The 23,672-nt window shown below is 72.7% G+C and carries 17 protein-coding genes; 16 read left to right on the top strand and 1 reads right to left on the bottom strand.

Going from position 1 to position 23,672, the window contains the following annotated elements:
• The first annotated feature begins 120 nt into the window (after nt 1-120).
• From IG02_RS0118735 to IG02_RS0118705, 7 genes are all read left to right on the top strand, one after another.
• A complete protein-coding gene (locus IG02_RS0118735; RefSeq protein WP_078854591.1) occupies nt 121-1,335 on the top strand; it encodes a uroporphyrinogen-III synthase in 1,215 nt (404 codons plus the stop codon).
• A 183-nt stretch (nt 1,336-1,518) separates the two neighbouring features.
• Nucleotides 1,519-2,133 (top strand): CGNR zinc finger domain-containing protein, encoded by a 615-nt coding sequence (locus IG02_RS0118730; protein ID WP_030748953.1) that lies wholly within the window; start codon nt 1,519-1,521, stop codon nt 2,131-2,133.
• 395 nt (nt 2,134-2,528) lie between these two features.
• Nucleotides 2,529-3,116, top strand: coding sequence for a sigma-70 family RNA polymerase sigma factor (locus IG02_RS0118725; RefSeq protein ID WP_030748950.1), 588 nt, complete (start codon nt 2,529-2,531; stop codon nt 3,114-3,116).
• A complete protein-coding gene (locus tag IG02_RS0118720) occupies nt 3,113-3,973 on the top strand; it encodes a zf-HC2 domain-containing protein (protein ID WP_030748947.1) in 861 nt (286 codons plus the stop codon). Before IG02_RS0118725 ends, IG02_RS0118720 begins: the two co-directional genes overlap by 4 nt.
• A gap of 354 nt (nt 3,974-4,327) precedes the next feature.
• The gene (locus IG02_RS0118715) at nt 4,328-6,994 is read left to right on the top strand and encodes a HelD family protein (protein WP_063756815.1); all 2,667 of its coding nucleotides are present in this window, start codon (nt 4,328-4,330) and stop codon (nt 6,992-6,994) included.
• A gap of 429 nt (nt 6,995-7,423) precedes the next feature.
• On the top strand, nt 7,424-8,860 hold the full coding sequence (locus IG02_RS0118710) for an NAD-dependent malic enzyme (RefSeq protein WP_030748941.1): 1,437 nt from the start codon (nt 7,424-7,426) through the stop codon (nt 8,858-8,860).
• A 763-nt stretch (nt 8,861-9,623) separates the two neighbouring features.
• Nucleotides 9,624-9,905 carry an HU family DNA-binding protein gene (locus tag IG02_RS0118705; RefSeq protein ID WP_003954777.1) on the top strand — a complete coding sequence of 94 codons (282 nt, stop codon included), beginning with the start codon at nt 9,624-9,626 and terminating at the stop codon, nt 9,903-9,905.
• A gap of 210 nt (nt 9,906-10,115) precedes the next feature.
• On the opposite strand, the gene murA is transcribed toward IG02_RS0118705, so the two are convergent.
• Entirely contained in the window at nt 10,116-11,456 is a 1,341-nt protein-coding gene (gene murA, locus IG02_RS0118700; protein ID WP_030748937.1) for a UDP-N-acetylglucosamine 1-carboxyvinyltransferase, read from the bottom strand.
• Nucleotides 11,457-11,719: 263 nt separating this feature from the next.
• Here murA and IG02_RS0118695 point away from each other — a divergent pair, with 263 nt between their 5' ends.
• From IG02_RS0118695 to IG02_RS0118655, 9 genes are all read left to right on the top strand, one after another.
• Nucleotides 11,720-12,280, top strand: coding sequence for a YqgE/AlgH family protein (locus IG02_RS0118695; protein WP_030748935.1), 561 nt, complete (start codon nt 11,720-11,722; stop codon nt 12,278-12,280).
• Between the two features lie 123 nt (nt 12,281-12,403).
• On the top strand, nt 12,404-12,691 hold the full coding sequence (locus IG02_RS0118690) for a DUF3039 domain-containing protein (RefSeq protein ID WP_030748932.1): 288 nt from the start codon (nt 12,404-12,406) through the stop codon (nt 12,689-12,691).
• A gap of 356 nt (nt 12,692-13,047) precedes the next feature.
• Nucleotides 13,048-14,367, top strand: a complete 1,320-nt coding sequence (locus tag IG02_RS0118685; RefSeq protein WP_030748930.1) for an extracellular solute-binding protein — start codon at nt 13,048-13,050, stop codon at nt 14,365-14,367.
• Between the two features lie 140 nt (nt 14,368-14,507).
• Nucleotides 14,508-15,419: a carbohydrate ABC transporter permease gene (locus IG02_RS0118680; RefSeq protein WP_234314815.1), complete on the top strand. Its 912-nt coding sequence runs from the start codon at nt 14,508-14,510 to the stop codon at nt 15,417-15,419.
• Nucleotides 15,420-15,421: 2 nt separating this feature from the next.
• The gene (locus IG02_RS0118675) at nt 15,422-16,267 is read left to right on the top strand and encodes a carbohydrate ABC transporter permease (RefSeq protein ID WP_030748924.1); all 846 of its coding nucleotides are present in this window, start codon (nt 15,422-15,424) and stop codon (nt 16,265-16,267) included.
• A gap of 194 nt (nt 16,268-16,461) precedes the next feature.
• Nucleotides 16,462-18,153, top strand: a complete 1,692-nt coding sequence (locus IG02_RS0118670) for a family 20 glycosylhydrolase (protein WP_030748921.1) — start codon at nt 16,462-16,464, stop codon at nt 18,151-18,153.
• Between the two features lie 485 nt (nt 18,154-18,638).
• Nucleotides 18,639-19,535 (top strand): FAD binding domain-containing protein, encoded by an 897-nt coding sequence (locus IG02_RS0118665; protein WP_030748918.1) that lies wholly within the window; start codon nt 18,639-18,641, stop codon nt 19,533-19,535.
• Complete coding sequence (locus IG02_RS0118660) at nt 19,532-21,307, top strand: 2Fe-2S iron-sulfur cluster-binding protein (protein ID WP_078854589.1); 1,776 nt, start codon at nt 19,532-19,534, stop codon at nt 21,305-21,307. Before IG02_RS0118665 ends, IG02_RS0118660 begins: the two co-directional genes overlap by 4 nt.
• On the top strand, nt 21,304-23,613 hold the full coding sequence (locus tag IG02_RS0118655; protein ID WP_030748912.1) for a xanthine dehydrogenase family protein molybdopterin-binding subunit: 2,310 nt from the start codon (nt 21,304-21,306) through the stop codon (nt 23,611-23,613). Before IG02_RS0118660 ends, IG02_RS0118655 begins: the two co-directional genes overlap by 4 nt.
• Nucleotides 23,614-23,672: the final 59 nt, after the last annotated feature.

Raw genomic sequence — 23,672 nt, 5'->3', positions numbered from 1 at the left:
GGTCGTCACGTCCGTTGTCGCCAGAAATGGTCACCGGAAACGGTCACGGGGAAGTCATCACGGGGAACGTCGTCACGGGTAACGGGAAGCCGGCAGACGTAGCGACAGGGAGGAGCGGGCATGGACGACCAGCGAACCGGCCCCGGGCAACCCGGCGCCGAGCGAACCGGTGCCGAGCGGCACGGTGCCGAGCGGCACGGCTCGCCACCGCACGGCCCCCTCGCCGGTTTCACGATCGGGGTCACCGCCGCCCGGCGGGCCGACGAACTCGGCGCGCTGCTCCAGCGGCGCGGCGGCTCCGTCGTCCACGCGCCCGCGCTGCGCATCGTGCAGCTCGCGGACGACACGGAGCTGCTCACCGCCACCAAGGAGCTGATCGACCACGTCCCCGACGTGGTCGTGGCGACCACGGCGATCGGCTTCCGCGGCTGGGTCGAGGCCGCCGACGGCTGGGGCCACGGCGAGGCCCTCCTGTCCACCCTGCGCGGTGTCGAGCTGCTGGCCCGCGGCCCCAAGGTCAAGGGCGCCATCCGCGCCGCCGGGCTCACGGAGTCCTGGTCGCCGTCCTCCGAGTCGATGGCCGAGGTGCTCGACCGGCTGCTGGCGCAGGGCGTCGAGGGCCGCCGGGTCGCGCTGCAGCTGCACGGCGAACCCCTGCCCGGCTTCGTCGAGGCGCTGGAGGAAGGGGGCGCCGACGTGGTCGTCGTGCCCGTCTACCGGTGGATGCCCCCGGAGGACCTCGCTCCCGTCGACCGGCTCATCGACGCGGTCGTCGCACGCACCGTGGACGCCGTCACCTTCACCAGCGCGCCCGCCGCCGCCTCGCTGCTCTCCCGGGCCGAGGAGCGCGGACGGCTGCCGGACCTGCTCGCCGCCCTGCACCACGACGTACTGGCCGCCTGCGTCGGGCCGGTCACCGCGCTGCCGCTCCAGGCGCACGGCATCGACACGCTCCAGCCGGAGCGCTTCCGCCTCGGGCCGCTCGTCCAGGTGCTGTGCGCGGAGCTGCCGGCCCGTGCCCGTACGCTCCCGGTGGCCGGGCACCGGGTGGAGATCCGCGGCCATGCCGTCCTGGTCGACGGCGACCTGCGGCCCGTGCCGCCCGCCGGGATGGCGCTGCTGCACGCGCTGAGCAGGCGCCCCGGGTGGGTGGTGTCGCGGGCGGAGCTGTTGCGGGTACTGCCGGGCGCCGGCCGTGACGAGCACGCGGTGGAGACGGCGATGGCCCGGCTGCGGACCGCGCTGGGAGCGCCCAAGCTGATCCACACGGTGGTCAAGCGCGGCTACCGGCTCGCCCTGGACCCGTCGGCGGACTCCAAGTACGCGGACGTGTGAGCACACGGCTCCGCGAGCCGTACCCGCGTTCGCCGCGGCGGTGTGAGCCGTACCCGCGTCAGCGGTCCGCCCGGTGTCCGCGGCCCTGGCCGACCGAGGGGGTTACGTCGGTGCCGCCGGACGGGCACGCTGGGAGGACCGACAAGCGCGGCACCCACCGGCGACCAGGGTGGTGGCAGGGACATGACGACGGGCACGGGCTCGTACGTATGGCGGTTCGACTCCGGGCGCGTCTGCCTGGATCTCCTGGCGACCGGCGAACCGGTCGCGGGAAGACAGGAGCGGATCGACGGCGCCGTGCCGCTGGGCCAGTGGCTCGTCGGTGCCGGGCTGGTGCCGGAAGGGACGCCGCTCACGGCCGTCGACGCCCGCTGGGTGCGGGCCTTCGCCGAGCTGAGGGGCCGTCTCGGGGAGCTCGTGCGCGCCGAGTTGCGCGCCGAGCGCGACGGCCGGCCGTCCCGGGACGCCACCGCCGCCCTGGCCAGGGTCAACGCGCTGGCCGCCGGGGCGCCGCCGGCGCTCCGGGCCGTACGCAGGGCGGACGGCACGCTCGTACGGGCGCTCGACGCCGAGCCCGACTGCGCCGCGCTCCTGGCGGTCGTCGCGCGGGACGCCGTGGAACTGCTCACCGATCCGGCCGCGCGGGCTCGGCTGCGGCAGTGCGAGGGCGACAGCTGCCGCCGGGTCTACCTGGACACCTCCCGCGGGCGGCGCCGCCGTTGGTGCTCCAGTGAGGTGTGCGGCAACCGCGAGCGGGTGGCCAGACATCGACGTCGTGCGGCCCTCGCGCGTGCCTGACGGGCAAGTTGGGTAGTCCGTTCCGTATACGGGCACGCGCCATGGGCGCCCGTACATCTCGGCGAATCGGTGCGAATCGCCGTTATTCCCTGAGGTTTGGTGCGAGGGGGACAGTAGGTACCCCTAAGTAGGGCGGCCGAACCCTCGCTTTATGTAAGGTCGTTGAGCGATTTTCAGCCAAGTCTGCACGGTTTCTACGCGGCTACCGGACAGTATCTCCATGGAGTCTGCATTGATTTGACACAGGTTCCGGATCGGGGCGGACCAGCCCATGCCGCCCTCCCGGGCCCCGTAAAAGATCTTGAAACTTTTTCCCGGCTTGTTGAGTGGCCTCCGGCGCACGTCCGTAGTGATGAGGGAGAAGCAGCCAACAAGGTGTCGACCGGGAGGTTCAGGTGCGCAAGGATGCGGCCGTGGCCGATGACCGACCTCGCCGGGCCCGACACCGGAACGAGGCACAGCGCACCAACATCCCCGTCGCCGACGAGGAGTTGATGCGCGCCCTCTACCGGGAACACGCCGGACCTCTGCTCGCCTATGTCCTTCGCCTCGTCGCGGGTGACCGCCAACGTGCCGAGGACGTCGTGCAGGAGACGCTCATCCGTGCCTGGAAGAACGCCGGTCAGCTCAACCGTGCGACCGGCTCTGTCCGACCCTGGCTGGTGACGGTCGCCCGGCGCATCGTCATCGACGGTCACCGAAGCCGGCAGGCCCGGCCGCAGGAGGTTGACCCGTCGCCGCTGGAGGTCATGCCCGCGGAGGACGAGATCGACAAGGCGTTGTGGCTGATGACGCTCTCTGATGCACTGGATGATTTGACCCCTGCCCACAGGGAAGTGCTCGTAGAGACGTACTTCAAGGGACGTACGGTGAACGAGGCGGCCGAGAAGCTCGGCATACCCAGCGGAACCGTACGATCACGCGTGTTCTATGCGCTGCGTTCGATGAAGCTCGCGCTGGAGGAGAGGGGGATCTCGGCATGACCACACACGAGCGGAATTACGGACTGGGTGACGACAGTACGGTGCATGAGGCCGTCGGTGCGTACGTTCTCGGAATTCTGGATGAGACCGAGGCCACCGCCTTCGAGGCGCATCTGGCCGGCTGCCACGTGTGTGCTGTCCATCTGGAGGAGTTCTCGGGGATGGAGCCGATGCTGGCTCTCCTCGCCGACAACCCCGATCCCTTCGGCTCGCTCGCGCCGCCGGGATCACCCCTCTCGCCCGGGGCGACCGCGCCGATGGCGTCCGTCACCCCGCTGCGCCAGGTGCCGACGCCCGCCGTGTCCGTACAGCCCGGCCCGCAGATGTTCGACCGGCTGGTCGACGAGGTCGCCGTGAAGCGCGCCAAGCGCAAGCGGCGCGGACTCTATCTCGTCGCGGCCGCGGCGGCGCTGATCATCGGAGGCCCCGTCGCCACCGTGGTCGCCACGACCGGCTCCGACAGCGGGTCGAGCAACCTGGCGTCGCCGCGCACGGCGGATCCGGCCGCCGAGCTGAAGGCCATGGAGGACAAGGCCTCGGCGACCGACCCGTCGACCAAGGTCAGCGGGACCGTCGGCATGGAGGAGAAGGCGTGGGGCACGTTCACGGCCCTGGAGCTGAGCAATGTCACGGGACCGCAGAAATGCAGCCTGATCGCCGTCTCCAGCAGTGGTGAAGAGGAGGTCGTCACCACGTGGTCGGTGCCCAAGTGGGGGTACGGCATCCCCGGCAGCACGCACGAGGAGGGAAAGAAGCCCCTCTATGTCCAGGGCGGCACGGCCATGAGCAAGGCGGACATCGATCACTTCGAGGTGCGCACGTTCGACGGCAAGCGGCTGGTGGAGATCGACGCCTGAGCGTGACGCCTGACATACCCGCCCCCTTCGCGTACGGTTGACGGCTGCCCGACGCACGTCATGAAGGGGGCCTCGGTGGCCGCGCAGGATGCCGCTGTTGATTCCGCTGGACCCGTAGCACCCGCAGGACCGGCCGTCGGTCGCGCGGGCGACTCCGGACGCGATCCGCGTCCGGATTCCGGTCACGACCCGCGTCCCGACCCCGGCTTTGCCCCCGGTCGTGGCGCCGCTCGTGACGCCGCCGGCGATTCCGGTCGTCTTGGCGATCGTGGCCCCGTGCACGCGGCGGAGCGCGACGAGGCCGTGCGCGCGACGGAGCCCGACGACGCCGTGCGCGTGACGGGGGGCGAACCCATGCGTGTCACGGGGGCCGAACCCGTGCGCCTCACGCCGCACGAATCGGTCCGCGAGCGCGAGATCGAGGTCGAACAACTCCACCTGGACCAGGTGTACCGCCGCCTCGAGGAGAAGATCGACGAGGCGGAGTTCCTGATGCACGACGCCGCCCAGCGGGGCCAGGTCGGCACGCCCGGCGCCCTCGCCGAGCGGGACGCCCAGGTCTTCCGGGCCGGAATCCACCTCAACCGGCTGAACAACGAGTTCGAGGACTTCCTCTTCGGGCGGATCGACCTGCTGCCCGGCAAGGACGGCGAGAAGGGCCCGGACGGGGCGTACACCTCGGTCGAACCCGCGGACGACGCCATCCGGGCCGACAACACCGCCGACATCGCCGAGAGCCTGCACATCGGCCGCATCGGCGTCCTGGACTCCGACTACGCGCCGCTCGTCATCGACTGGCGTGCCCCCGCCGCCGCGCCCTTCTACCGCTCCACCCCGGTCGATCCGGGACGGGTCGTACGCCGCCGGGTCATCCGCTCCAAGGGCCGCCGGGTCCTCGGGGTCGAGGACGACCTGCTGCGCCCCGAGCTGACCGCGGCACTGGACGGCGCCCCGCTGGCCGTCATCGGCGACGGCGCGCTGATGGCCGCGCTCGGCCAGGCGCGCAGCCACACCATGCGGGACATCGTCTCCTCCATCCAGGCGGAGCAGGACCTGGTGATCCGGGCGCCCGCCGCCTCGGTCACCGAGGTGTCGGGCGGCCCCGGCACGGGCAAGACGGCGGTCGCGCTGCACCGTGCCGCGTACCTGCTCTACCAGGACCGGCGGCGCTACGCGGGCGGCATCCTGATCGTCTCGCCGACGCCGCTCCTCGTGGCGTACACCGAGGGCGTGCTGCCCTCGCTGGGCGAGGAGGGACAGGTCGCGATCCGGGCGATCGGGTCGCTGGTGGACGGCGCGGACGCCACGGTGTACGACGAACCGGCCGTGGCCCGCGTCAAGGGCTCCGCGCGGATGTCGAAGGTGCTGCGCAAGGCCGCCAGGGGAGCGCTGGAGCAGGCCGCGGGCGCCCCGGCCGTTACGGGGGCGACGCGGGGGGCGAGGAAGCGGCCCGCCGCCCCGGCCGGACAGCTCACCGGGCAGCTCGCCTTCGGGGACGACGACCCCGCGGACCAGGGACCAGGCTCCGGTGCCGACGGCGACGTGCCCGTCGGGGCGGTACGGACCGATCGCCTGCGGGTGGTCGCGTTCGGCCGCCGGCTGGAGCTGGAGGCCGACGAGCTGGACCAGATCCGCCGGACCGCGCTCGGCGGCACCGCGCCGGTCAACCTGCTCAGGCCCCGGGCGCGAAGACTGCTGCTGGACGCCCTCTGGGCGCGGTCGGGAGCCGCCGCGCGCGCCGACTCGTACACGGCGACGGGCGACGCCGAACTCGCCGCCGAACTGCGCTCGGGTTTCGACGACGACGTGACCTCGGACGACGCCTTCCAGCGGTTCCTGGACGCCTGGTGGCCCGAACTGACCCCGCGCGGGGTGCTCGCCGCGATGGCCGACGAGCGGCGGCTGGCCCGCTGGTCCCGGCGCGTCCTCAACCAGGGCGAGACCCGTCGGCTGGCCCGGTCCCTCAAACGGCTGGGCGCCGACGGCTCCGGCCCGCTGTCCGTGCACGACGTGGCGCTCCTGGACGAGTTGGAGACCGTGCTCGGCGCGCCGCCCAGGCCCAGGAAGCGCCGGGAGGCGGATCCGCTGGACCAGCTGACCGGGCTGGAGGAGCTGATGCCGCGGCGCGAGGAGACCCAGCGCGAGCGCGCGGAGCGGCTGGCGGCGGAGCGTACGGAGTACGCGCACGTCATCGTGGACGAGGCCCAGGACCTGACGCCCATGCAGTGGCGGATGGTCGGCCGCCGGGGCCGGCACGCCACCTGGACGGTCGTCGGGGACCCGGCGCAGTCCTCCTGGTCGGACCCGGACGAGGCGGCCCAGGCGCGCGACGAGGCGCTCGGCACCCGCACGCGCCGCCGCTTCACGCTGACCGTGAACTACCGCAACCCGGCCGAGATCGCCGAACTGGCCGCCCGGGTCCTGGCGCTGGCGATGCCGGGGGCCCGGTCCCCGAGGGCGGTGCGTTCCACGGGGGTACGGCCGGTCTTCCGCGTCGTGGAAGGCGGCGGCCGGGGCGGCGAAGGCGCGCGCGGGACCGCCGGGGGCCGTGGGCCCGAAGGCGGGCGCGGACCGGACGGCGGGCGCGGGACCGACGGCCGGGCGGCCGGAACCGGGCGCGGCCGGGCCCGTGGGCGCCGGTCCGGCCAGGGCCCGGCCGTCGGTCCGGCGGAGAGCCCGGCCGAGGGGCTGGCCGAGGCGGTGCGTGCCGAGGCCGGGCGGCTGCTGGAGCAGGTGGACGGCACCGTCGGCGTCGTCGTGGCGATGAACCGGCGCGCACAGGCGGCCCGCTGGCTGTCCGGCCTCGGTGACCGGGTGGTGGCGCTCGGCAGCCTGGAGGCCAAGGGGCTGGAGTACGACGCGACGGTCGTGGTGTCCCCGGCCGAGATCGCGGACGAGTCCCCGGCCGGGCTGCGGGTGCTGTACGTGGCCCTCACCCGGGCGACGCAGGCGCTCACGGTCATCGCGGCGGACCGGGACGAGCCCGACGCGCACGGCGTACCGGACCTGCTCCGCGATTGACCCGCTCGTGCCACGGTGATTGACCGCAAGTCAACCCGTGGTGGGGGAATCGCTTACCGGAGTGGTTTGTTAGCCTGGGTGTGGCACCGGCCCGATCCAAGCCCCCGGGCCCAACCATCGTCGCTCAGAGCGACCACTTGCCGCGAGGCGAGCATGGCGGGTCGGTGTCGCCAACGTGAAGCGAGCGGGTCCTCATCCCTCACGGATGAGGACCCGCTCGTTTGTGTCGGGGTGGGTGGCTGCTTCTGTCGCGGGCGGCGCCGCTCCCCCCGGCCGCGCCGCGCCGGCATCTCATATGATGGAAAACACTTTCCTGAGGCCCTGGCCTTTACCTGCTACCCGCCGGTAGGTGCGACCATCGGTAGGCGCCGCCGGGCGTCGACCGGGCGGGGCGGCAATAAGGCTTGAGGAAAGTAGAGGAACACGGTCATGGCAACGGCGCCCAGCGTCTCGTACTCGATGACGGTCAGGCTGGAGGTGCCCGCGAGCGGTACCGCGGTCTCGCAGCTGACCACGGCCGTGGAGTCCTCCGGCGGCTCCGTCACCGGCCTCGACGTGACCGCCTCCGGCCACGAGAAACTCCGGATCGACGTCACGATCGCCGCGAGCTCGACCGCCCACGCGGACGAGATCGTGGAGCGGCTGCGCGGCATCGAGGGCGTCATCCTCGGCAAGGTCTCCGACCGTACGTTCCTGATGCACCTCGGCGGCAAGATCGAGATGCAGTCCAAACATCCCATCCGCAACCGTGACGACCTCTCGATGATCTACACGCCGGGTGTCGCCCGCGTCTGCACGGCGATCGCGCAGAACCCCGAGGACGCCCGCCGCCTGACCATCAAGCGCAACTCGGTCGCGGTCGTCACGGACGGTTCCGCCGTGCTGGGCCTGGGGAACATCGGCCCCAAGGCGGCTCTGCCCGTCATGGAGGGCAAGGCGGCCCTCTTCAAGCGTTTCGCGGGCATCGACGCCTGGCCGCTCTGCCTGGACACCCAGGACACCGACGCCATCGTCGAGATCGTCAAGGCCATCGCGCCGGGCTTCGCGGGCATCAACCTGGAGGACATCTCCGCGCCCCGCTGCTTCGAGATCGAGGCCCGCCTGCGCGAGGCCCTGGACATCCCGGTCTTCCACGACGACCAGCACGGCACGGCGATCGTGGTGCTCGCCGCCCTGACCAACGCGCTGCGCGTGGTGGGCAAGGCCACCGAGGACGTACGGGTCGTCATGTCCGGCGCGGGCGCCGCCGGTACGGCCATCCTCAAGCTGCTCATCGCCGCGGGCGTCAAGCACGCCGTCGTCGCCGACATCCACGGAGTGGTGCACGCGGGCCGCGCGGACCTGGTCGACGCCACCCCGGAGTCCGCGCTGCGCTGGATCGCCGACAACACCAACCCCGAGGGCATCACCGGCACCCTGAAGGAGGCCGTGGTCGGCGCGGACGTCTTCATCGGCGTCTCGGCCCCGAACGTGCTCGACGGCGACGACGTCGCCGCGATGGCGGACGGCGCGATCGTGTTCGCGCTCGCGAACCCGGACCCGGAGGTCGACCCGGCCGTCGCGCGCGAGACGGCCGCCGTCGTGGCCACCGGCCGCTCCGACTTCCCCAACCAGATCAACAACGTGCTGGTCTTCCCCGGCGTCTTCCGCGGCCTGCTGGACGCCCAGTCCCGGACGGTCAACACGGAGATGATGCTGGCCGCGGCCGCCGCCCTCGCGGACGTCGTCACGGAGGACGAGCTGAACCCGAACTACATCGTTCCCTCGGTCTTCAACGACAAGGTCGCGGGCGCGGTGGCGGGCGCGGTGCGGGACGCCGCCAAGGCGGCCGGCGCGACGGTCGCGGACGCCGGCACGCACGGCTGACGTCGCCCTGCGGCGCCTGCCCTGGGCCGGGAGGCCGGCCCTGGGCCCCTGGGCCGGGTGGCGGCCACGGGCCACGAGGCGGGGCCACCCCGGCCGCGAGGCGGGCCACCCACGGGCCACGAGGCCGGTCACGTGCTATGAAGGCCGGTCACGGGAGCGGGGACGGCGCAGTGTGGCGAGTCCCACTCCCGGCCCCGGTGTGCGTGTGTTCCGCCACAATGCCCGGCCACCTGCGAGGCGGGAGTGTGGTGTGGGCGGGGGCGGGCAGGTGTCGCTTGTGTGACACATCCGCGGTGCGCGTGTGCCGGTCCAGGTGATCGACGGTGCGCGACGCGGTGTGTTCACACCGTGTCCCGGCCCGCCCGGCCGGTGCCACGGCGTCCCGCCGGCGTGCCGTACGCGGCTTTTGTGCCCGGCGCGTCGCGATTCGCGGGGCCCCGCGACCCCCTTTAGGGTGGCGGGAACCAAGAGCCCCCGCCGGTCCGGCGAGGTTTTCAGGGCCTCCGAAGGGGTTCAGGGCTCGGGACCCCGGGCTCCGAGGAGTCCCACCGGGGCGACGGAACGTCACGACGACGAGGCGGTGGCGCTTTTCGTGTGACCCCGGAGGGTGCCGGATTGGCTTTCCCGCCGCTGGTGGGGGCAGGATGCGTATTCGGGCGCGAGGGTCTGTCAGCAGACCCGGGTCCGGGGACTGTCCGAGGGCCCTGGCAGCATCGGCTTCGATCTCACGCCTCACAGGCAAGAAGAACACGGGAGTAACAACATGAACCGCAGTGAGCTGGTGGCCGCCCTGGCCGACCGCGCCGAGGTGACCCGCAAGGACGCCGACGCCGTGCTGGCCGCGCTCGCCGAGACCGTCGGCGAGATCGTCGCGAAGGGCGACGAGAAGGTCACCATCCCCGGCTTCCTGACCTTCGAGCGCACCCACCGTGCCGCTCGCACCGCTCGTAACCCGCAGACCGGCGACCCCATCCAGATCCCGGCCGGCTACAGCGTGAAGGTCTCCGCGGGCTCCAAGCTCAAGGAAGCTGCCAAGGGCAAGTAAGACACCACGTACAGGGGCGGCCACCCGGATCGGGTGGCCGCCCTTGGTGTGTGCCGGTGTCGGTGTGTCCGTCGCGTCTGTCGCGCGTCCGTCGTGTCTGTCGCGTCCGTCGCGCCCGGGGGCGCGTCCGCGTACACCGTCACCCGCACGTACGCGTACACGTACGCCGTGGGGCTCCGGCGCGCGCCGGAGCCCCACGGCACTACAGGGTCACAGCGGTGTGCCGCCCGGCAGCTCGACCTTCGCGCCCAGCTCCACGAGCTTCTCCATGAAGTTCTCGTAGCCGCGGTTGATCAGGTCGATTCCGTGCACCCGGGAGGTGCCCTGCGCCGCCAGCGCCGCGATCAGGTACGAGAAACCGCCCCGCAGGTCGGGGATGACCAGATCGGAGCCCTGGAGGCGGGTGGGGCCCGAGACGACCGCCGAGTGCAGGAAGTTGCGCTGCCCGAAGCGGCAGTCGGAGCCGCCGAGGCACTCCCGGTAGAGCTGGATGTGCGCGCCCATCTGGTTGAGCGCGGACGTGAAGCCGAGCCTCGACTCGTACACCGTCTCGTGCACGATGGACAGGCCGGACGCCTGCGTCAGGGCCACCACCAGCGGCTGCTGCCAGTCGGTCTGGAAGCCGGGGTGCACGTCCGTCTCCAGCGCGATGGCGTTGAGCGAGCCGCCCGGGTGCCAGAAGCGGATGCCCTCGTCGTCGATCTCGAAGGCGCCGCCGACCTTGCGGTAGGTGTTGAGGAACGTCATCATCGAGCGCTGCTGCGCGGCGCGCACGTAGATGTTGCCCTCGGTGGCCAGCGCGGCCGACGCCCAGGACGCCGCCTCCAGCCGGTCCGGCAGGGCCCGGTGCGTGTAGCCGTCGAGCCGGTCGACACCGGTGATCCGGATGGTCCGGTCGGTGTCCATGGAGATGATCGCGCCCATCTTCTGGAGCACGCAGATCAGGTCCTCGATCTCCGGCTCCACCGCCGCGTTCGACAACTCGGTGACACCGTCGGCCAGCACGGCCGTCAGCAGCACCTGCTCCGTCGAGCCGACGGACGGGTACGGCAGCCGGATCTTGGTGCCGCGCAGCCCGCGCGGGGCTTCCAGGTACTGGCCGTCCGCCCGCTTCTCGATCGTCGCGCCGAACTGCCGCAACACGTCGAAGTGGAAGTCGATCGGCCGGCCGCCGATGTCGCAGCCGCCGAGGCCGGGGATGAAGGCGTGGCCGAGCCGGTGCAGCAGCGGACCGCAGAAGAGGATCGGAATGCGCGACGAGCCCGCGTGCGCGTCGATGTCGGCGACGTTGGCGCTCTCGACGTGCGTCGGGTCGAGGACCAGCTCGCCCGGCTCGTCACCGGGGCGTACGGTCACGCCGTGCAGCTGGAGCAGTCCCCGGACGACCCGTACGTCACGGATGTCGGGCACGTTGCGCAGCCGGCTGGGGCCGCTGCCGAGGAGCGCGGCGACCATGGCCTTCGGCACCAGGTTCTTCGCACCGCGGACGCGGATCTCGCCCTCCAGCGGGGTTCCGCCGTGGACAAGCATTACATCGTCTGTGCCGGTCATGAATCTCGCGTTCCGGAGTGGGCGGGCAGGTGGCCAAGGAAAAGGGTAAGGGGCCGGGGCCCCTGCCCCGTAGGGCCCGGGAGGGGTGGAACGGTGATGGTTCTCGCGCGGCGGCGGAGCGTTCCCGCTCGGTCGCTCACGGTGACGTGTCCGGTGGGCGGGGGCCCGGCGCGGTCGTCGTTCCGGGGCCGCGCTGAGCTGCGTTCCCGCCGAGTGCGGCGGGCGTGTCCCGCGGCGGACGAATATGCGGGATCATGTCTCGCATGACCGAGGTGTCCTCGCTCACAGGGCGGCTGCTCGTCGCGACCCCCGCTCTCGCCGACCCCAATTTCGCGCGCGCGGTGGTCCTTCTGCTCGATCACGACGGCGAGGGGTCGCTCGGCGTGGTCCTGAACCGGCCCACCCCGGTGGGCGTCGGCGAGATCCTGGAGCCCTGGGGGGAGTTGGCCGGGGAGCCCGGGGTGGTCTTCCAGGGCGGCCCGGTCTCGCTGGACTCCGCGCTCGGCCTCGCCGTCATCCCGGGCGGTGACGGACCGCTCGGCTGGCGCCGGGTGCACGGCGCGATCGGCCTGGTCGACCTGGACACCCCGCCGGAACTGATCGCGCGGGCCCTGGGCTCGCTGCGGATCTTCGCCGGGTACGCGGGCTGGGGCCCCGGGCAGCTGGAGTCCGAGCTGCGTGAAGGCGCGTGGTACGTGGTCGAGTCGGAGCCGGGTGACGTGTCGTCGCCGCGGCCGGAGGGGCTGTGGCGGGCGGTGCTGCGCAGGCAGCGCGGAAAACTGGCCATGGTGGCCACATACCCGGACGATCCGTCGCTCAACTGACCGGCCGGCGCGCGGGGTCCTCGTGGCCGCGGGGCGTGTCGGGGCGGGCCTCGGACGAAGCGGCTCCGGGGCGCGGGTCCCGGAGCCGCCGGGACGGCCCGGGCGTAGGTACCCTTGGCAGCTATGAGCACTCTTGAGCCCGAGCGCGGGGCAGGTACGGGCACCCTCGTGGAGCCGACACCGGAGGTGTCGCACGGCGACGGCGACCACGAGCGCTTCGCCCACTACGTCCAGAAGGACAAGATCATGGCGAGTGCCCTCGACGGCACTCCCGTGGTGGCACTGTGCGGGAAGGTCTGGGTACCGGGGCGCGACCCCAAGAAGTACCCGGTCTGCCCGATGTGCAAGGAGATCTACGAGTCCATGGGCCCCGGTGGGGACAAGGACAAGGGCGGCAAGGACAAGAAGTGACGCCACGTCGCCCGTGACGGTTCCGCGTCGCTTGTGACGGTTCCGCGTCGCCCGTGACGGGCCCGCGTCGCTTGTGACGGTTCCGCGTCGCCCGTGACGGTCCGGCGGGCTCGGCGGTCGTCGCGGACGGGGTGGATGTCGCGGTTGTCGCGTATGCGTGTGGTGGACGGCCCCTCGGGGCGCGCGGATTCCCGTGCGCCCCGGGGGGCCGTCTGTCATGGGCGGTGACCGGTCCGGCGGTCACGGATTGGTCGAGACCACTTGTCGGCAGGCTCCGGCCGCGCTTAATCTCCTGCGAGTTGTGCAGCACGGAACGCCCGTTGCGTATCGCGCAACGCCGACTCGTAGGGACAAGGATGAAGCTTCGGCCCAAGCTCTCTGCCCGTCTCGGCGGCCCGGCAGCGGCCCTGTTGCTGCTCGCGGGCCTCACCGCCACCGCCTGTGCGCCCCAGACCTCCGACACCGGCGCGACGAAGGACGACAAGAGCGGGACGCTGCGCGTCTGGCTCTTCCAGGAGGTCGGCAACGGCCCCAAGGAACAGGTCGTCGACGCCGCGGTCGCGGCCTTCCGCGAGAAGCACGCGGGGACGGACGTCGACATCGAGTACATCCCCGTGGAGACCCGCGCCCAGCGGGTGAAGGCCGCCTTCAACGACCCCGGGAGCGCCCCGGACCTGATCGAGTACGGCAACACCGACACCGCCGGCTACGTACGGGACGGCGGACTCGCCGACGTCACCGCCGAGTTCGACGCCTGGAGCGAGACGAAGGACACCGACGCGACCGCCCGCCAGTCCGTCACGGTGGACGGCAAGGTCTACGGGGCGCCGCTCTTCGTCGGCGTCCGGGCGCTGTACTACCGGACGGACGTCTTCCGGGAACTCGGCATCAAGGCCCCCAGGAGCCAGGCCGAGCTGGTCGCCGCGGCGAAGAAGATCCACCGGGCGAAGCCCGGGCTGTACGGGCTCGCGGTCGGTGGCGCCTACACCTATGGCGCGTTGCCCTTCGTCTGGGCGCACGGCGGCGACCTCGCCGAGCGCGACGGGGGCACGTACCGGGCCGCCGTCGACAGTCCGGCCGCCCGCAAGGGCATCGAGGCGTACGCGTCGCTCTTCGGCGACGACAACTGCCCGGCCGCGAAGTGCGCCTCCATGGGCGGCAACGCGACGGTCACGGCGTTCGCTTCCGGGAAGGCCGCGATGGCGATCGGCGGGGACTTCAGCCATGCGGCGGTCGAGGCGGGCGCGGTGAAGGGCGACTACGCGGTGGTGCCGCTGCCGGGGGTCGCCGAGGGCTCGGTGGCACCGGCCTTCGCGGGCGGCAACAACATCGGTGTGCTCAGGAGCAGTTCGCACCGGACGCTCGCGGTGGAGCTGATGAAGTCCTTCGCGGGCAAGGAAACCCAGGCGAAGCTCTTCGACACGATGGGCTTCCTGCCGACGTTCACGGACGTACGGGCGGAGGCGGCGCGGAAACAGCCCTACGTCAAGCCGTTCGTCGAGACGCTGGAGGCCGGGGCCAGGTTCGTCCCGGCGTCGCCCGGCTGGGCACAGATCGACGCGTCGCTGGTCCTGCCGACGATGTTCCAGGAGATCGTGAGCGGCCGTAAGGACGTGGCGGCGGCGTCGGGCGACGCGGCGAGGAAGATGGACGCGGCGTTCGCGGCGGCGGGCTGAGGGCGGTGGGCGCGGAGAGTGCGGTGAGCGCGACGGCGGGTACGAGGGCCGCCGTGACGGGTGCGGGAGCCCTGGAGGGCGCCGGGGCCGCACCGGGCGGCGGCGCCGTGCCGGGCCGTCGGCGAGGGGCGGCCGGGGGCATACCTGGCCGTCGGCGAGGGGCCGCCGGGAGCGTGCGGCGGGGCGGGTGGACGCCATGGCTCTATCTCGCGCCCGCTCTGGTCGTGCTCGGCGGGCTGCTGGTCTACCCCGTCTACCAACTCGGCCTGATCTCGTTCCTGGAATACACCCAGGCGCAGGTCAGCGGCGGCCGGCCGACCAGCTTCCAGGGCTTCGGCAACTACGCCGCGCTCTTCCGGGACGAGCAGTTCTGGCAGGTCCTGCTGGCGACCGTGCTGTTCGCCGCGGCATGCGTCGTGGCCACGCTCGTCGTGGGCTGTGCGCTCGCCGTGCTGCTGACGCGCGTACGGGCCGTGCCCCGGCTCGCGTTGATGCTCGCGGCCCTCGGCGCCTGGGCCACCCCCGCCATCACCGGGTCCACCGTCTGGGTGTTCCTCTTCGACCCGGACCACGGCCCCGTCAACCGGCTGCTCGGACTGGGCGACTTCTCCTGGACGTACGGGCGCTACAGCGCGTTCACGCTCGTCCTGTTCGAAGTCGTCTGGTGTTCCTTCCCGTTCGTGATGGTGACCGTCTACGCGGGCATCAAGGCGATCCCCGGCGAGGTGATCGAGGCCGCAGCGCTCGACGGCGCGTCCCCATGGCGGACCTGGCGGTCGGTCACCGCACCCCTGCTGCGGCCCATTCTGCTGGTCGTCACGATCCAGTCGGTCATCTGGGACTTCAAGATCTTCACTCAGATCTATGTCATGACGAACGGCGGCGGAATCGCCGGGCAGAATCTCGTGCTCAATGTCTACGCCTACCAGAAGGCATTCGCTTCCTCCCAGTACAGCCTGGGCTCGGCGATCGGCGTGGTCATGCTGCTGGTGCTGCTCTCGATCACGCTCGTCCATCTGCGGCTGCTGCGACACCGGGGGGAGGAACTGTGAGCATGAACCTGTCCCGCCTGGGTGTCCGCCGCCCACGGCGGCTGCTGGCCGAGGCATCCGCCCTGGTCATCGCCGTGATCGTGGCCTTTCCGCTGTACTGGATGGTGCTGTCCGCCCTCAAGCCCCAGGGCGAGATCCAGTCGGCCGAGGCCCGGCCCTGGACCCTCTCCCCGTCCCTGGACTCCTTCCGCCGCGTCTTCGAACAGCAGGAATTCGGACGCTACTTCCTCAACAGCCTGTTCGTGGCGGGCGCGGTGGTCGTCGGCTCCGCCCTGATCGCGTTTCTCGCGGCGACGGCCGTCACCCGCTTCCGCTTCCGATTCCGGACGACCCTGCTCGTGATGTTCCTCATCGCGCAGATGGTGCCCGTCGAGGCGTTGACGATCCCGCTGTTCTTCCTGATGCGGGACGCCGGGCTGCTCAATACACTCGGCTCGCTCGTCCTGCCGCACCTCGCGTTCTCGCTGCCCTTCGCCATCTGGATGCTCCGGGGATTCGTCAAGGCCGTCCCCGAGGCACTTCAGGAGGCCGCCGCCATCGACGGGGCGAGCCGGACGCGCTTCCTGTGGCAGATCCTTTTCCCGCTGGTCTTTCCGGGACTCGTCGCGACGAGCGTCTTCTCCTTCATCTCTACGTGGAACGACTTCCTCTTCGCCAAGTCCTTCATCATCAGCGACACCTCGCAGTCGACGCTTCCCATGGCGCTGCTGGTCTTCTTCAAACCGGACGAGAACGACTGGGGCGGAATCATGGCCGCGTCCACCGTGATGACCCTTCCGGTCCTGGTTTTCTTCGTGCTCGTACAGCGGCGTCTGGTCTCCGGGCTGGGCGGCGCCGTCAAGGACTGAGGGCCCTGACCGTCTCCTCGCACGCCGCGAACGGACGGGCGGGACAGCCCCGGAAGGCGGGACAGCCCCGGAAGGCGGGACAGCCCCGGAAAGACCGGCGGACCGGCGGACCGGCGGTCCGGCGCAGAACGCCGGCGGCGCTCCACGAAAGACCTGTCAAGGACGAGAGACGAGAACGGACAAGAACGGACGTGATGGACCTCATGGACCTGATTCCCGACCCCCGGCACACCTGGCCGGCGCCGCGCGCCGCGGACGGCTTCCCGATCGACGGCGATACGGCCATCGAGGCGGGCCCCGGAACGGAAGGCGTCGCCCGGTGGTTCCGCGCCGCCATCGGGGGCGCCACCGGGCTCTCCTTCCCGGACGCGGCCGGCGGCGACAATCTGATCGCGCTGTCCATCAGCCCTGACGTCGCCCGTGAACTGGGCGTCGAGGGCTACCGCCTCACCGTCGACGACCACACGGTCCAGATGGCCGGCGGCAGCGCGGCCGGCGTCTTCTGGGCGGCGCAGACCTTCCGCCAGATGCTCGGCCCGGACGCCTACCGCGTGGCCCCGATCGACCCCGGACGCGCCTGGTCCGTACCGACCGGGGTCATCGAGGACGCGCCCCGCTTCGGCTGGCGGGGCATGATGCTCGACGTGGCGCGCCACTTCATGCCCAAGGACGGCGTCCTGCGCTATCTGGACCTGCTCGCCGCCCACAAGCTGAACGTCCTTCATTTCCACCTCACGGACGACCAGGGCTGGCGCGTCGAGATCAAGAGCCGGCCGGGACTGACCGGCATCGGCGCCTGGCGTCCGCGCACCAAATGGGGCCACCGCGCCTCGGACCTCTGGGACGAGAAGCCGCACGGCGGTTACTACACCCAGGACGACATCCGCGAGATCGTCGCGTACGCCGCCGAGCGGCATATCACCGTCGTCCCCGAAATCGAGATCCCGGGGCATTCGCAGGCGGCCATCGCCGCGTATCCGGAACTCGGCAACCGTGATGTCATCGACACGTCCTCCCTCACCGTCTGGGACACCTGGGGCGTCAACGAAAACCTACTCGCCCCCACTGACAACACCCTTCGGTTCTACGAGGAGGTCTTCGAGGAAGTCCTCGGACTCTTCCCTTCCCCTTTCGTCCACATCGGCGGCGACGAGTGCCCGAAGGGCCAGTGGAAGGAGTCCGCCGTCGCCCAGGCCCGGATCCAGGAGCTGGGCCTGTCCGGCGAGGACGAGCTCCAGTACTGGTTCGTCCGGCACTTCGACCGCTGGCTCGCGGCGCGCGGCCGGCGGCTGATCGGCTGGGACGAGATCCTGGAGGGCGGCCCGGGCGACGGGACCGGGTCGCAGGCCGGTGCCCTGGAGCCGGGCGCCGCCGTCTCGTCCTGGCGCGGCTACGCGGGCGGAATCGCCGCCGCACGGGCGGGACATGACGTCGTCATGTGCCCGGAACAGCAGGTTTACCTGGACCACCGGCAGGCGGCCGGCCCCGGCGAGCCGATGCCCATCGGTTACGTCCGCACGCTGGAGGACGTCTACCGCTTCGAACCCGTGCCCCCGGAGCTCACCGAGGCGGAGGCGGCACACGTCCTGGGCGCCCAGGCCAACGTCTGGACCGAGGTGATGCAGGACCGTTCCCGCGTCGACTACCAGGTCTTCCCGCGTCTGGCCGCCTTCGCCGAGGTCGCCTGGTCCGCCCTGCCGGCCCCGGCCGAGCGGGACTTCGCCGATTTCGAGCAGCGCATGGCCGAGCACTACCGGCGCCTCGACGCACTCGGGGTCGAATACCGGCCGCCCGGCGGCCCGTTGCCGTGGCAGCGCAGGCCGGCCCCCGACGGGAACGACGCCGGCCTCGGACGCCCGATCGAGGGGCCGCCCCCGAACGTGTGAGTCGGGCCCGGAGCCCCACTCCGCAGGCCGGTCCGTGGGCGCGGCCGCGAGCCCCGCCCACGGGCACCGGCCCTGTGCCCGCGTTCGGGGCCCCTGTGCGTCCTGACCCGGGGCGCGGGGCAGTGGCTCCCGCCCGCGGCTCCGGCCCGTGGCTCCCGCCCGTGGCTCCCTCTCAACGCTCCCGGCCGGGGCCCCGGTTCGCTCTTGGCCGAAATCCTGGTTCGCTCCCGGATGCGTGAACTCCCGCGATCTTGGTAATCGGTAGGGATAAGTCGCACGAGGGGCGGCGAAGTGTGGCATTCCGTATGTGACGGGTAAGGGGTACGAAAGCGGACCTTCCCCCTGGTGGGGGACGGATGCGTCCTTCGCGGACCCTCGCGTCGGACGGCCCGGAAGATGTGCCAGAGTTGCCACGTCCGGGCTGTGAGCACGTACGGTACGGCAACACAGGCGGGACACCGGGACACCGGAAAGGGGCAGCTGGGTTGACCACGCACGCACCGCAGACGGCGCACTCCGTGACGCTTCCGGCCTCGCTGGACGAGGCCGTGGCGGCGCTCACCGCGATGCCCGCCGCCGTGCCCGTCGCGGGCGGCACCGATCTGATGGCGGCCGTCAACAAGGGCCTCCTGCGGCCCGCCGGACTCGTCGGCCTCGGCCGCATCAGCGAGCTGCGCGGCTGGCACTACCAGGACGGCCACGCCGTACTCGGTGCCGGGCTGACCCACGCGCGCATGGGCAGGCCCGACTTCGCCGCCCTCATCCCCGCGCTCGCCGCGTCCGCGCGCGCGGCCGGCCCGCCCCAGATCCGTAACGCGGGCACGCTCGGCGGCAACATCGCCAGCGCCGCGCCCACCGGTGACGCGCTGCCCGTCCTGGCCGCCCTGGAGGCCGACCTCGTCGTCGCGGGCCCCGGCGGCGCGCGCCGCGAGGTCCCCGTCTCCCATCTGCTGGCGGGCCGCGAGATGCTGGCCCCCGCCGAACTGATCGGCTTCGTACGGGTACCGCTGCTGCACGCCCCGCAGGTCTTCCTCAAGGCGACCGGACGCACCGGCCCCGGCCGGGCCACCGCGTCCGTCGCCGTCGTGCTCGACCCGGCGCGGCGCGGGGTGCGCTGCGCGGTCGGGGCCATCGCGCCGATGCCCCTGCGCCCGCTGGACGCGGAGCGCTGGATCGCCTCGCTGATCGACTGGGACGGCGTGCGGGGACTGGCGCCGGAGGCCCTCGCCGCGTTCGGGGAGTACGTCGCGGCCGCCTGTATCCCGGACCCGCCGCCACCGGCGGACGGGACGCAGGTCCCCCCACCGTCGCCGGCCGTACTGCACCTGCGGCGCACCGTCGCCGCGCTGGCCCGACGAGCACTGGGGAGGGCGCTGTCGTGACCACCAATGAGAACTCCGGCTCGGGCCCGGGGCAGGGGCCCGGCCCCCACGGCGAACCGGGCACGCCCGGCACGCCCGGCATTTCCGAGGGGCACGGCGGCTGGCAGCCGATCCCGCACGGCGGCGAGTACGACGCGGAGGCGACCGCGTTCGTCCAGCTGCCTCCGGAGGACACCTACGACGCGCCGCTGGCCGCCCCCGGACACGGCTACGTACCACCGCACATCACGACGCCGACGGTGGACCCGTCGGCCGTCGACCCGTCGGCCGGGGCCGGGCCGTCCTACGGAGGCGGCTGGGTGGAGCAGCCCCCGGCGGCCGGGGAGGGCGGCGCGCAATGGCCGGATCCGCAGGCGATGGGCGGCTACGGCCCGCAGGGAACGCAGGGAACGGGTCAGTGGAATGTCGCGGCCGACGAGCCGGGCCCGGTCGGCGATCCGGGCCTGGCCGGCGACCCGGGTACGGACGGCGGCGGCCGGCCGGCCGCTGGCGGTACAGAGGGCGGCTCCGACCTGACCGGCCGGTGGACGATCCCGGTCGCCCAGGGCGATCTCCCGGACGAGTCGGGGGAGTTCAGCACCTCGGTCCTGGCGGCCCAGTGGGGCGGCGGCCCCGCGGCCACGCTTCCCGGGGGTACCGCCGAGCCGTGGTCGGACCCGTACGGAACCGGCGCGGACCAGCAGCCGTACGTACCGGGCGCGGGAGCGGACGGCGGCCCGGGGCCGGAGACCGGTTCCGTGCCCCTTCCCGGTCTCGTACCGGACCAGGAGTACGGGCACGGGCCCGGCCCCGCGCCGGTGCCTGGGCAGGAGTTCGCGTACGGGCCGGGGGCCCCGGCCGAGGCGGAACCGGCACACGGCCCGCAGGAGGACGCGCCGCGGGAAGCCGTGACCCACGAGGCGGTGCCGCACGAGGCCGGGCCGCACGAGGCGGTGACGGGCACCGCTCCCGAGGTGGCCGCGTCCGAAACGGCCGGCGCCGACGTCCCCGCGCCCCCGGCACCCGGCCAGGACCCGGCCGCGCCGGGAGCCGCCGTGCCGGAAGAGCCTGCTCCGGGCGGCGCCGCGGTGGAAGCCCCCGCTCCTGACGCGTCCGCTCCGGACACATCCGTTCCGGACACCGCGGGCCCGGCCGCCGCGGCCGGGTTCGACCCCGCCCCGCTGACCACCAGCGGCGACAGCGTGGAACACCCCTCCGGCTCGTACGTGCTGCGCGTCAACGGCACCGACCGGCCCGTCACGGACGCCTGGATCGGCGAGTCGCTGCTGTACGTGCTCCGCGAGCGGCTCGGCCTCGCGGGCGCCAAGGACGGCTGCTCACAGGGCGAGTGCGGTGCGTGCAACGTCCAGGTGGACGGCCGGCTGGTCGCCTCCTGCCTCGTACCCGCCGCCACGGCCGCCGGTTCCGAGGTCCGTACGGTCGAGGGCCTGGCCGTCGACGGCGAACCGTCCGACGTCCAGCGCGCCCTGGCCAAGTGCGGCGCGGTGCAGTGCGGCTTCTGCATCCCGGGCATGGCCATGACCGTCCACGACCTGCTGGAGGGCAACCACGCCCCCAGCGAACTGGAAACCCGTCAGGCACTCTGCGGCAACCTGTGCCGCTGCTCCGGCTACCGGGGCGTCCTCGACGCGGTGAGCGAAGTCGTCGCCGAACGCACGGCGAGCGCGGAGGCCGCCGCCGCGGCCCCCGAGGAAGCACGGATCCCGCACCAGGCACCCCCAGGGGCCGGCAGCGTCCAGCCCCCGCACTCGCCCGACGGAGGCATGGCGTGAGCAACGACGTGGCCACCGAGGCCCCCGCGCCGGCCGGCCCCGAACAGGAGGCGCCCGCGCACGGACTCGGCGCGTCCCTGGCCCCGGCCGACGCGCGCGCGAAGACCGAGGGCACGTTCCCGTACGCGTCCGACCTGTGGGCCGAGGGCCTGCTGTGGGCGGCGGTCCTGCGCTCCCCGCACCCGCACGCCCGGATCGTCTCGATCGACACGGCGGCGGCGGCGGGCATGCCCGGCGTCCGGGCGGTCGTCACGCACGAGGACGTGCCCGGCGACCCGTCGTACGGGCGGCGGATCGCGGACCGCCCGGTGTTCGCCGCCGAGCTCGTACGGCACCACGGCGAGGCCATCGCGGCGGTCGCCGCCGACCACCCCGACACGGCCCGCCTGGCGGCGGCGGCGATCGCCGTCGAGTACGACGTGCTGGAGCCGGTGACGGACCCGGAGAAGGCGTTCGCGGCCGAGCCGCTGCACCCCGAAGGGAACCTGATCCGGCACATCCCGCTGAGCTACGGCGACCCGGCTGCCACCGGCGAGGTGGTGGTCGAGGGCCTCTACCGCATCGGGCGTCAGGACCCGGCGCCCATCGGCGCCGAGGCCGCGCTCGCGGTGCCGAGACCGGACGGCGGGGTGGAGATCTACACCGCCTCCACCGACCCGCACACCGACCGCGACCTGGCCGCCGCCTGCTTCGGGCTGGACCCCGAGCGGGTCAAGATCGTCGTCACCGGGGTCCCGGGTGCGACGGGCGACCGGGAGGACCCCGGCTTCCAGATCCCGCTCGGACTGCTCGCGATGCGCACGGGCTGCCCGGTCAAGCTGGCCGCGACCCGGGAGGAGTCCTTCCTGGGCCACGCGCACCGCCACCCGACGCTGCTGCGCTACCGCCACCACGCGGACACCGAGGGCCGGCTGGTGAAGGTCGAGGCCCAGATCCTGCTGGACGCGGGCGCGTACGCGGACGACTCGGCGGAATCGCTCGCGGCGGCGGTGTCCTTCGCGTGCGGCCCCTACGTCGTACCGCACGCCTTCATCGAGGGCTGGGCCGTACGCACCAACAACCCGCCGTCCGGCCATGTCCGGGGCGAGGGCGCGATGCAGGTGTGCGCGGCGTACGAGGGCCAGATGGACAAACTGGCCGCCAAGCTGGGCCTCGACCCGGCCGAACTGCGGCTCCGCAACGTCCTGGCCACCGGCGACATCCTGCCCACCAGCCAGACGGTGACCTGCCCGGCGCCGGTGGCGGAACTGCTCCAGGCCGTACGGGAACACCCGTTGCCGCCGCTGCCCAAGGACACCCCGGAAGAGGCCTGGCTGCTGCCCGGCGGCCCGGAGGGCGCGGGCGAACCGGGCGCTGTCCGGCGCGGCGTCGGCTACGGGATCGGCATGGTCCACATGCTCGGCGCCGAGGGCGCGGACGAGGTCTCCACGGCCACGGTGAAGGTGCACGACGGCGTGGCCACGGTCATCTGCGCGGCCGTCGAGACGGGGCAGGGATTCACCACGCTGGCCCGGCAGATCGTCCAGGAGACCCTGGGCATCGAAGAGGTCCACGTCGCCCCGGTCGACACGGACCAGCCCCCGGCGGGCCCGGCGGCCCACGGCCGGCACACCTGGGTCTCGGGCGGGGCGGTGGAGCGGGCGGCCAAGATGGTCCGTACGCAGCTGCTCCAGCCGCTGGCCCACAAGTTCGGCATGTCCACGGAGCTGCTCCAGATCACCGACGGCAAGATCACCTCGTACGACGGCGTGCTGTCCACGACGGTGACGGAGGCGATGGACGGCAAGGAACTGTGGGCGACGGCCCAGTGCCGCCCCCACCCCACCGAGCCCCTGGACGAGTCGGGCCAGGGCGACGCCTTCGTGGGCCTCGCCTTCTGCGCGATCCGCGCGGTCGTCGACGTCGACATCGAACTCGGCTCGGTGCGCGTGGTCGAGATGGCCGTGGCCCAGGACGTCGGCCGGATCCTGAACCCTGCCCAGCTCGCGACCCGTATCGAGGCGGGCGTCACCCAGGGCATCGGCACGGCCCTCACGGAGAACCTCCGCACCACCCGCGGCCTGATCCGCCGCCCGGACCTCACGGGCTACGCCCTGCCGACCGCGCTGGACGCCCCGGACATCCGCATCGTCAAACTCATCGAGGAACGCGACGTGGTGGCCCCCTTCGGAGCCAAACCCGCCAGCGCGGCCCCGGTGGTGGCCTCCCCGGCGGCCGTGGCCTCAGCGGTCCGCGCCGCGACGGGCCGCCCGGTCAGCCGCCTCCCGATCCGTCCGCAGGCGGCGGTGGCGGTACCGAATTCGTAGTGGTGCGATCCTCGTCGAGCGTGCCAGCCTGGGGGTGTGGTGTGTCGGAGGCGCTCGTT

Source organism: Streptomyces sp. NRRL F-5135, from assembly GCF_000719775.1.
In the GTDB taxonomy this organism is placed as follows: Bacteria; Actinomycetota; Actinomycetes; order Streptomycetales; family Streptomycetaceae; genus Streptomyces; species Streptomyces hebeiensis.
The sequence above is the reverse complement of the archived record's forward strand: the minus strand, read 5'-3'. Positions and strand labels throughout refer to the sequence as shown.

Excerpts from the sequence above, each read along its gene's own strand:
- IG02_RS0118735 (WP_078854591.1), top strand. The coding sequence starts at position 121 with ATGGACGACCAGCGAACCGGCCCCGGGCAACCCGGCGCCGAGCGAACC.
- IG02_RS0118730 (WP_030748953.1), top strand. The coding sequence starts at position 1,519 with ATGACGACGGGCACGGGCTCGTACGTATGGCGGTTCGACTCCGGGCGC.
- IG02_RS0118720 (WP_030748947.1), top strand. The coding sequence starts at position 3,113 with ATGACCACACACGAGCGGAATTACGGACTGGGTGACGACAGTACGGTG.
- IG02_RS0118715 (WP_063756815.1), top strand. The coding sequence starts at position 4,328 with ATGCGTGTCACGGGGGCCGAACCCGTGCGCCTCACGCCGCACGAATCG.
- IG02_RS0118710 (WP_030748941.1), top strand. The coding sequence starts at position 7,424 with ATGGCAACGGCGCCCAGCGTCTCGTACTCGATGACGGTCAGGCTGGAG.
- IG02_RS0118705 (WP_003954777.1), top strand. The coding sequence starts at position 9,624 with ATGAACCGCAGTGAGCTGGTGGCCGCCCTGGCCGACCGCGCCGAGGTG.
- murA (WP_030748937.1), bottom strand. The coding sequence starts at position 11,456 with ATGACCGGCACAGACGATGTAATGCTTGTCCACGGCGGAACCCCGCTG.
- IG02_RS0118695 (WP_030748935.1), top strand. The coding sequence starts at position 11,720 with ATGACCGAGGTGTCCTCGCTCACAGGGCGGCTGCTCGTCGCGACCCCC.
- IG02_RS0118690 (WP_030748932.1), top strand. The coding sequence starts at position 12,404 with ATGAGCACTCTTGAGCCCGAGCGCGGGGCAGGTACGGGCACCCTCGTG.
- IG02_RS0118685 (WP_030748930.1), top strand. The coding sequence starts at position 13,048 with ATGAAGCTTCGGCCCAAGCTCTCTGCCCGTCTCGGCGGCCCGGCAGCG.
- IG02_RS0118675 (WP_030748924.1), top strand. The coding sequence starts at position 15,422 with ATGAACCTGTCCCGCCTGGGTGTCCGCCGCCCACGGCGGCTGCTGGCC.
- IG02_RS0118670 (WP_030748921.1), top strand. The coding sequence starts at position 16,462 with ATGGACCTCATGGACCTGATTCCCGACCCCCGGCACACCTGGCCGGCG.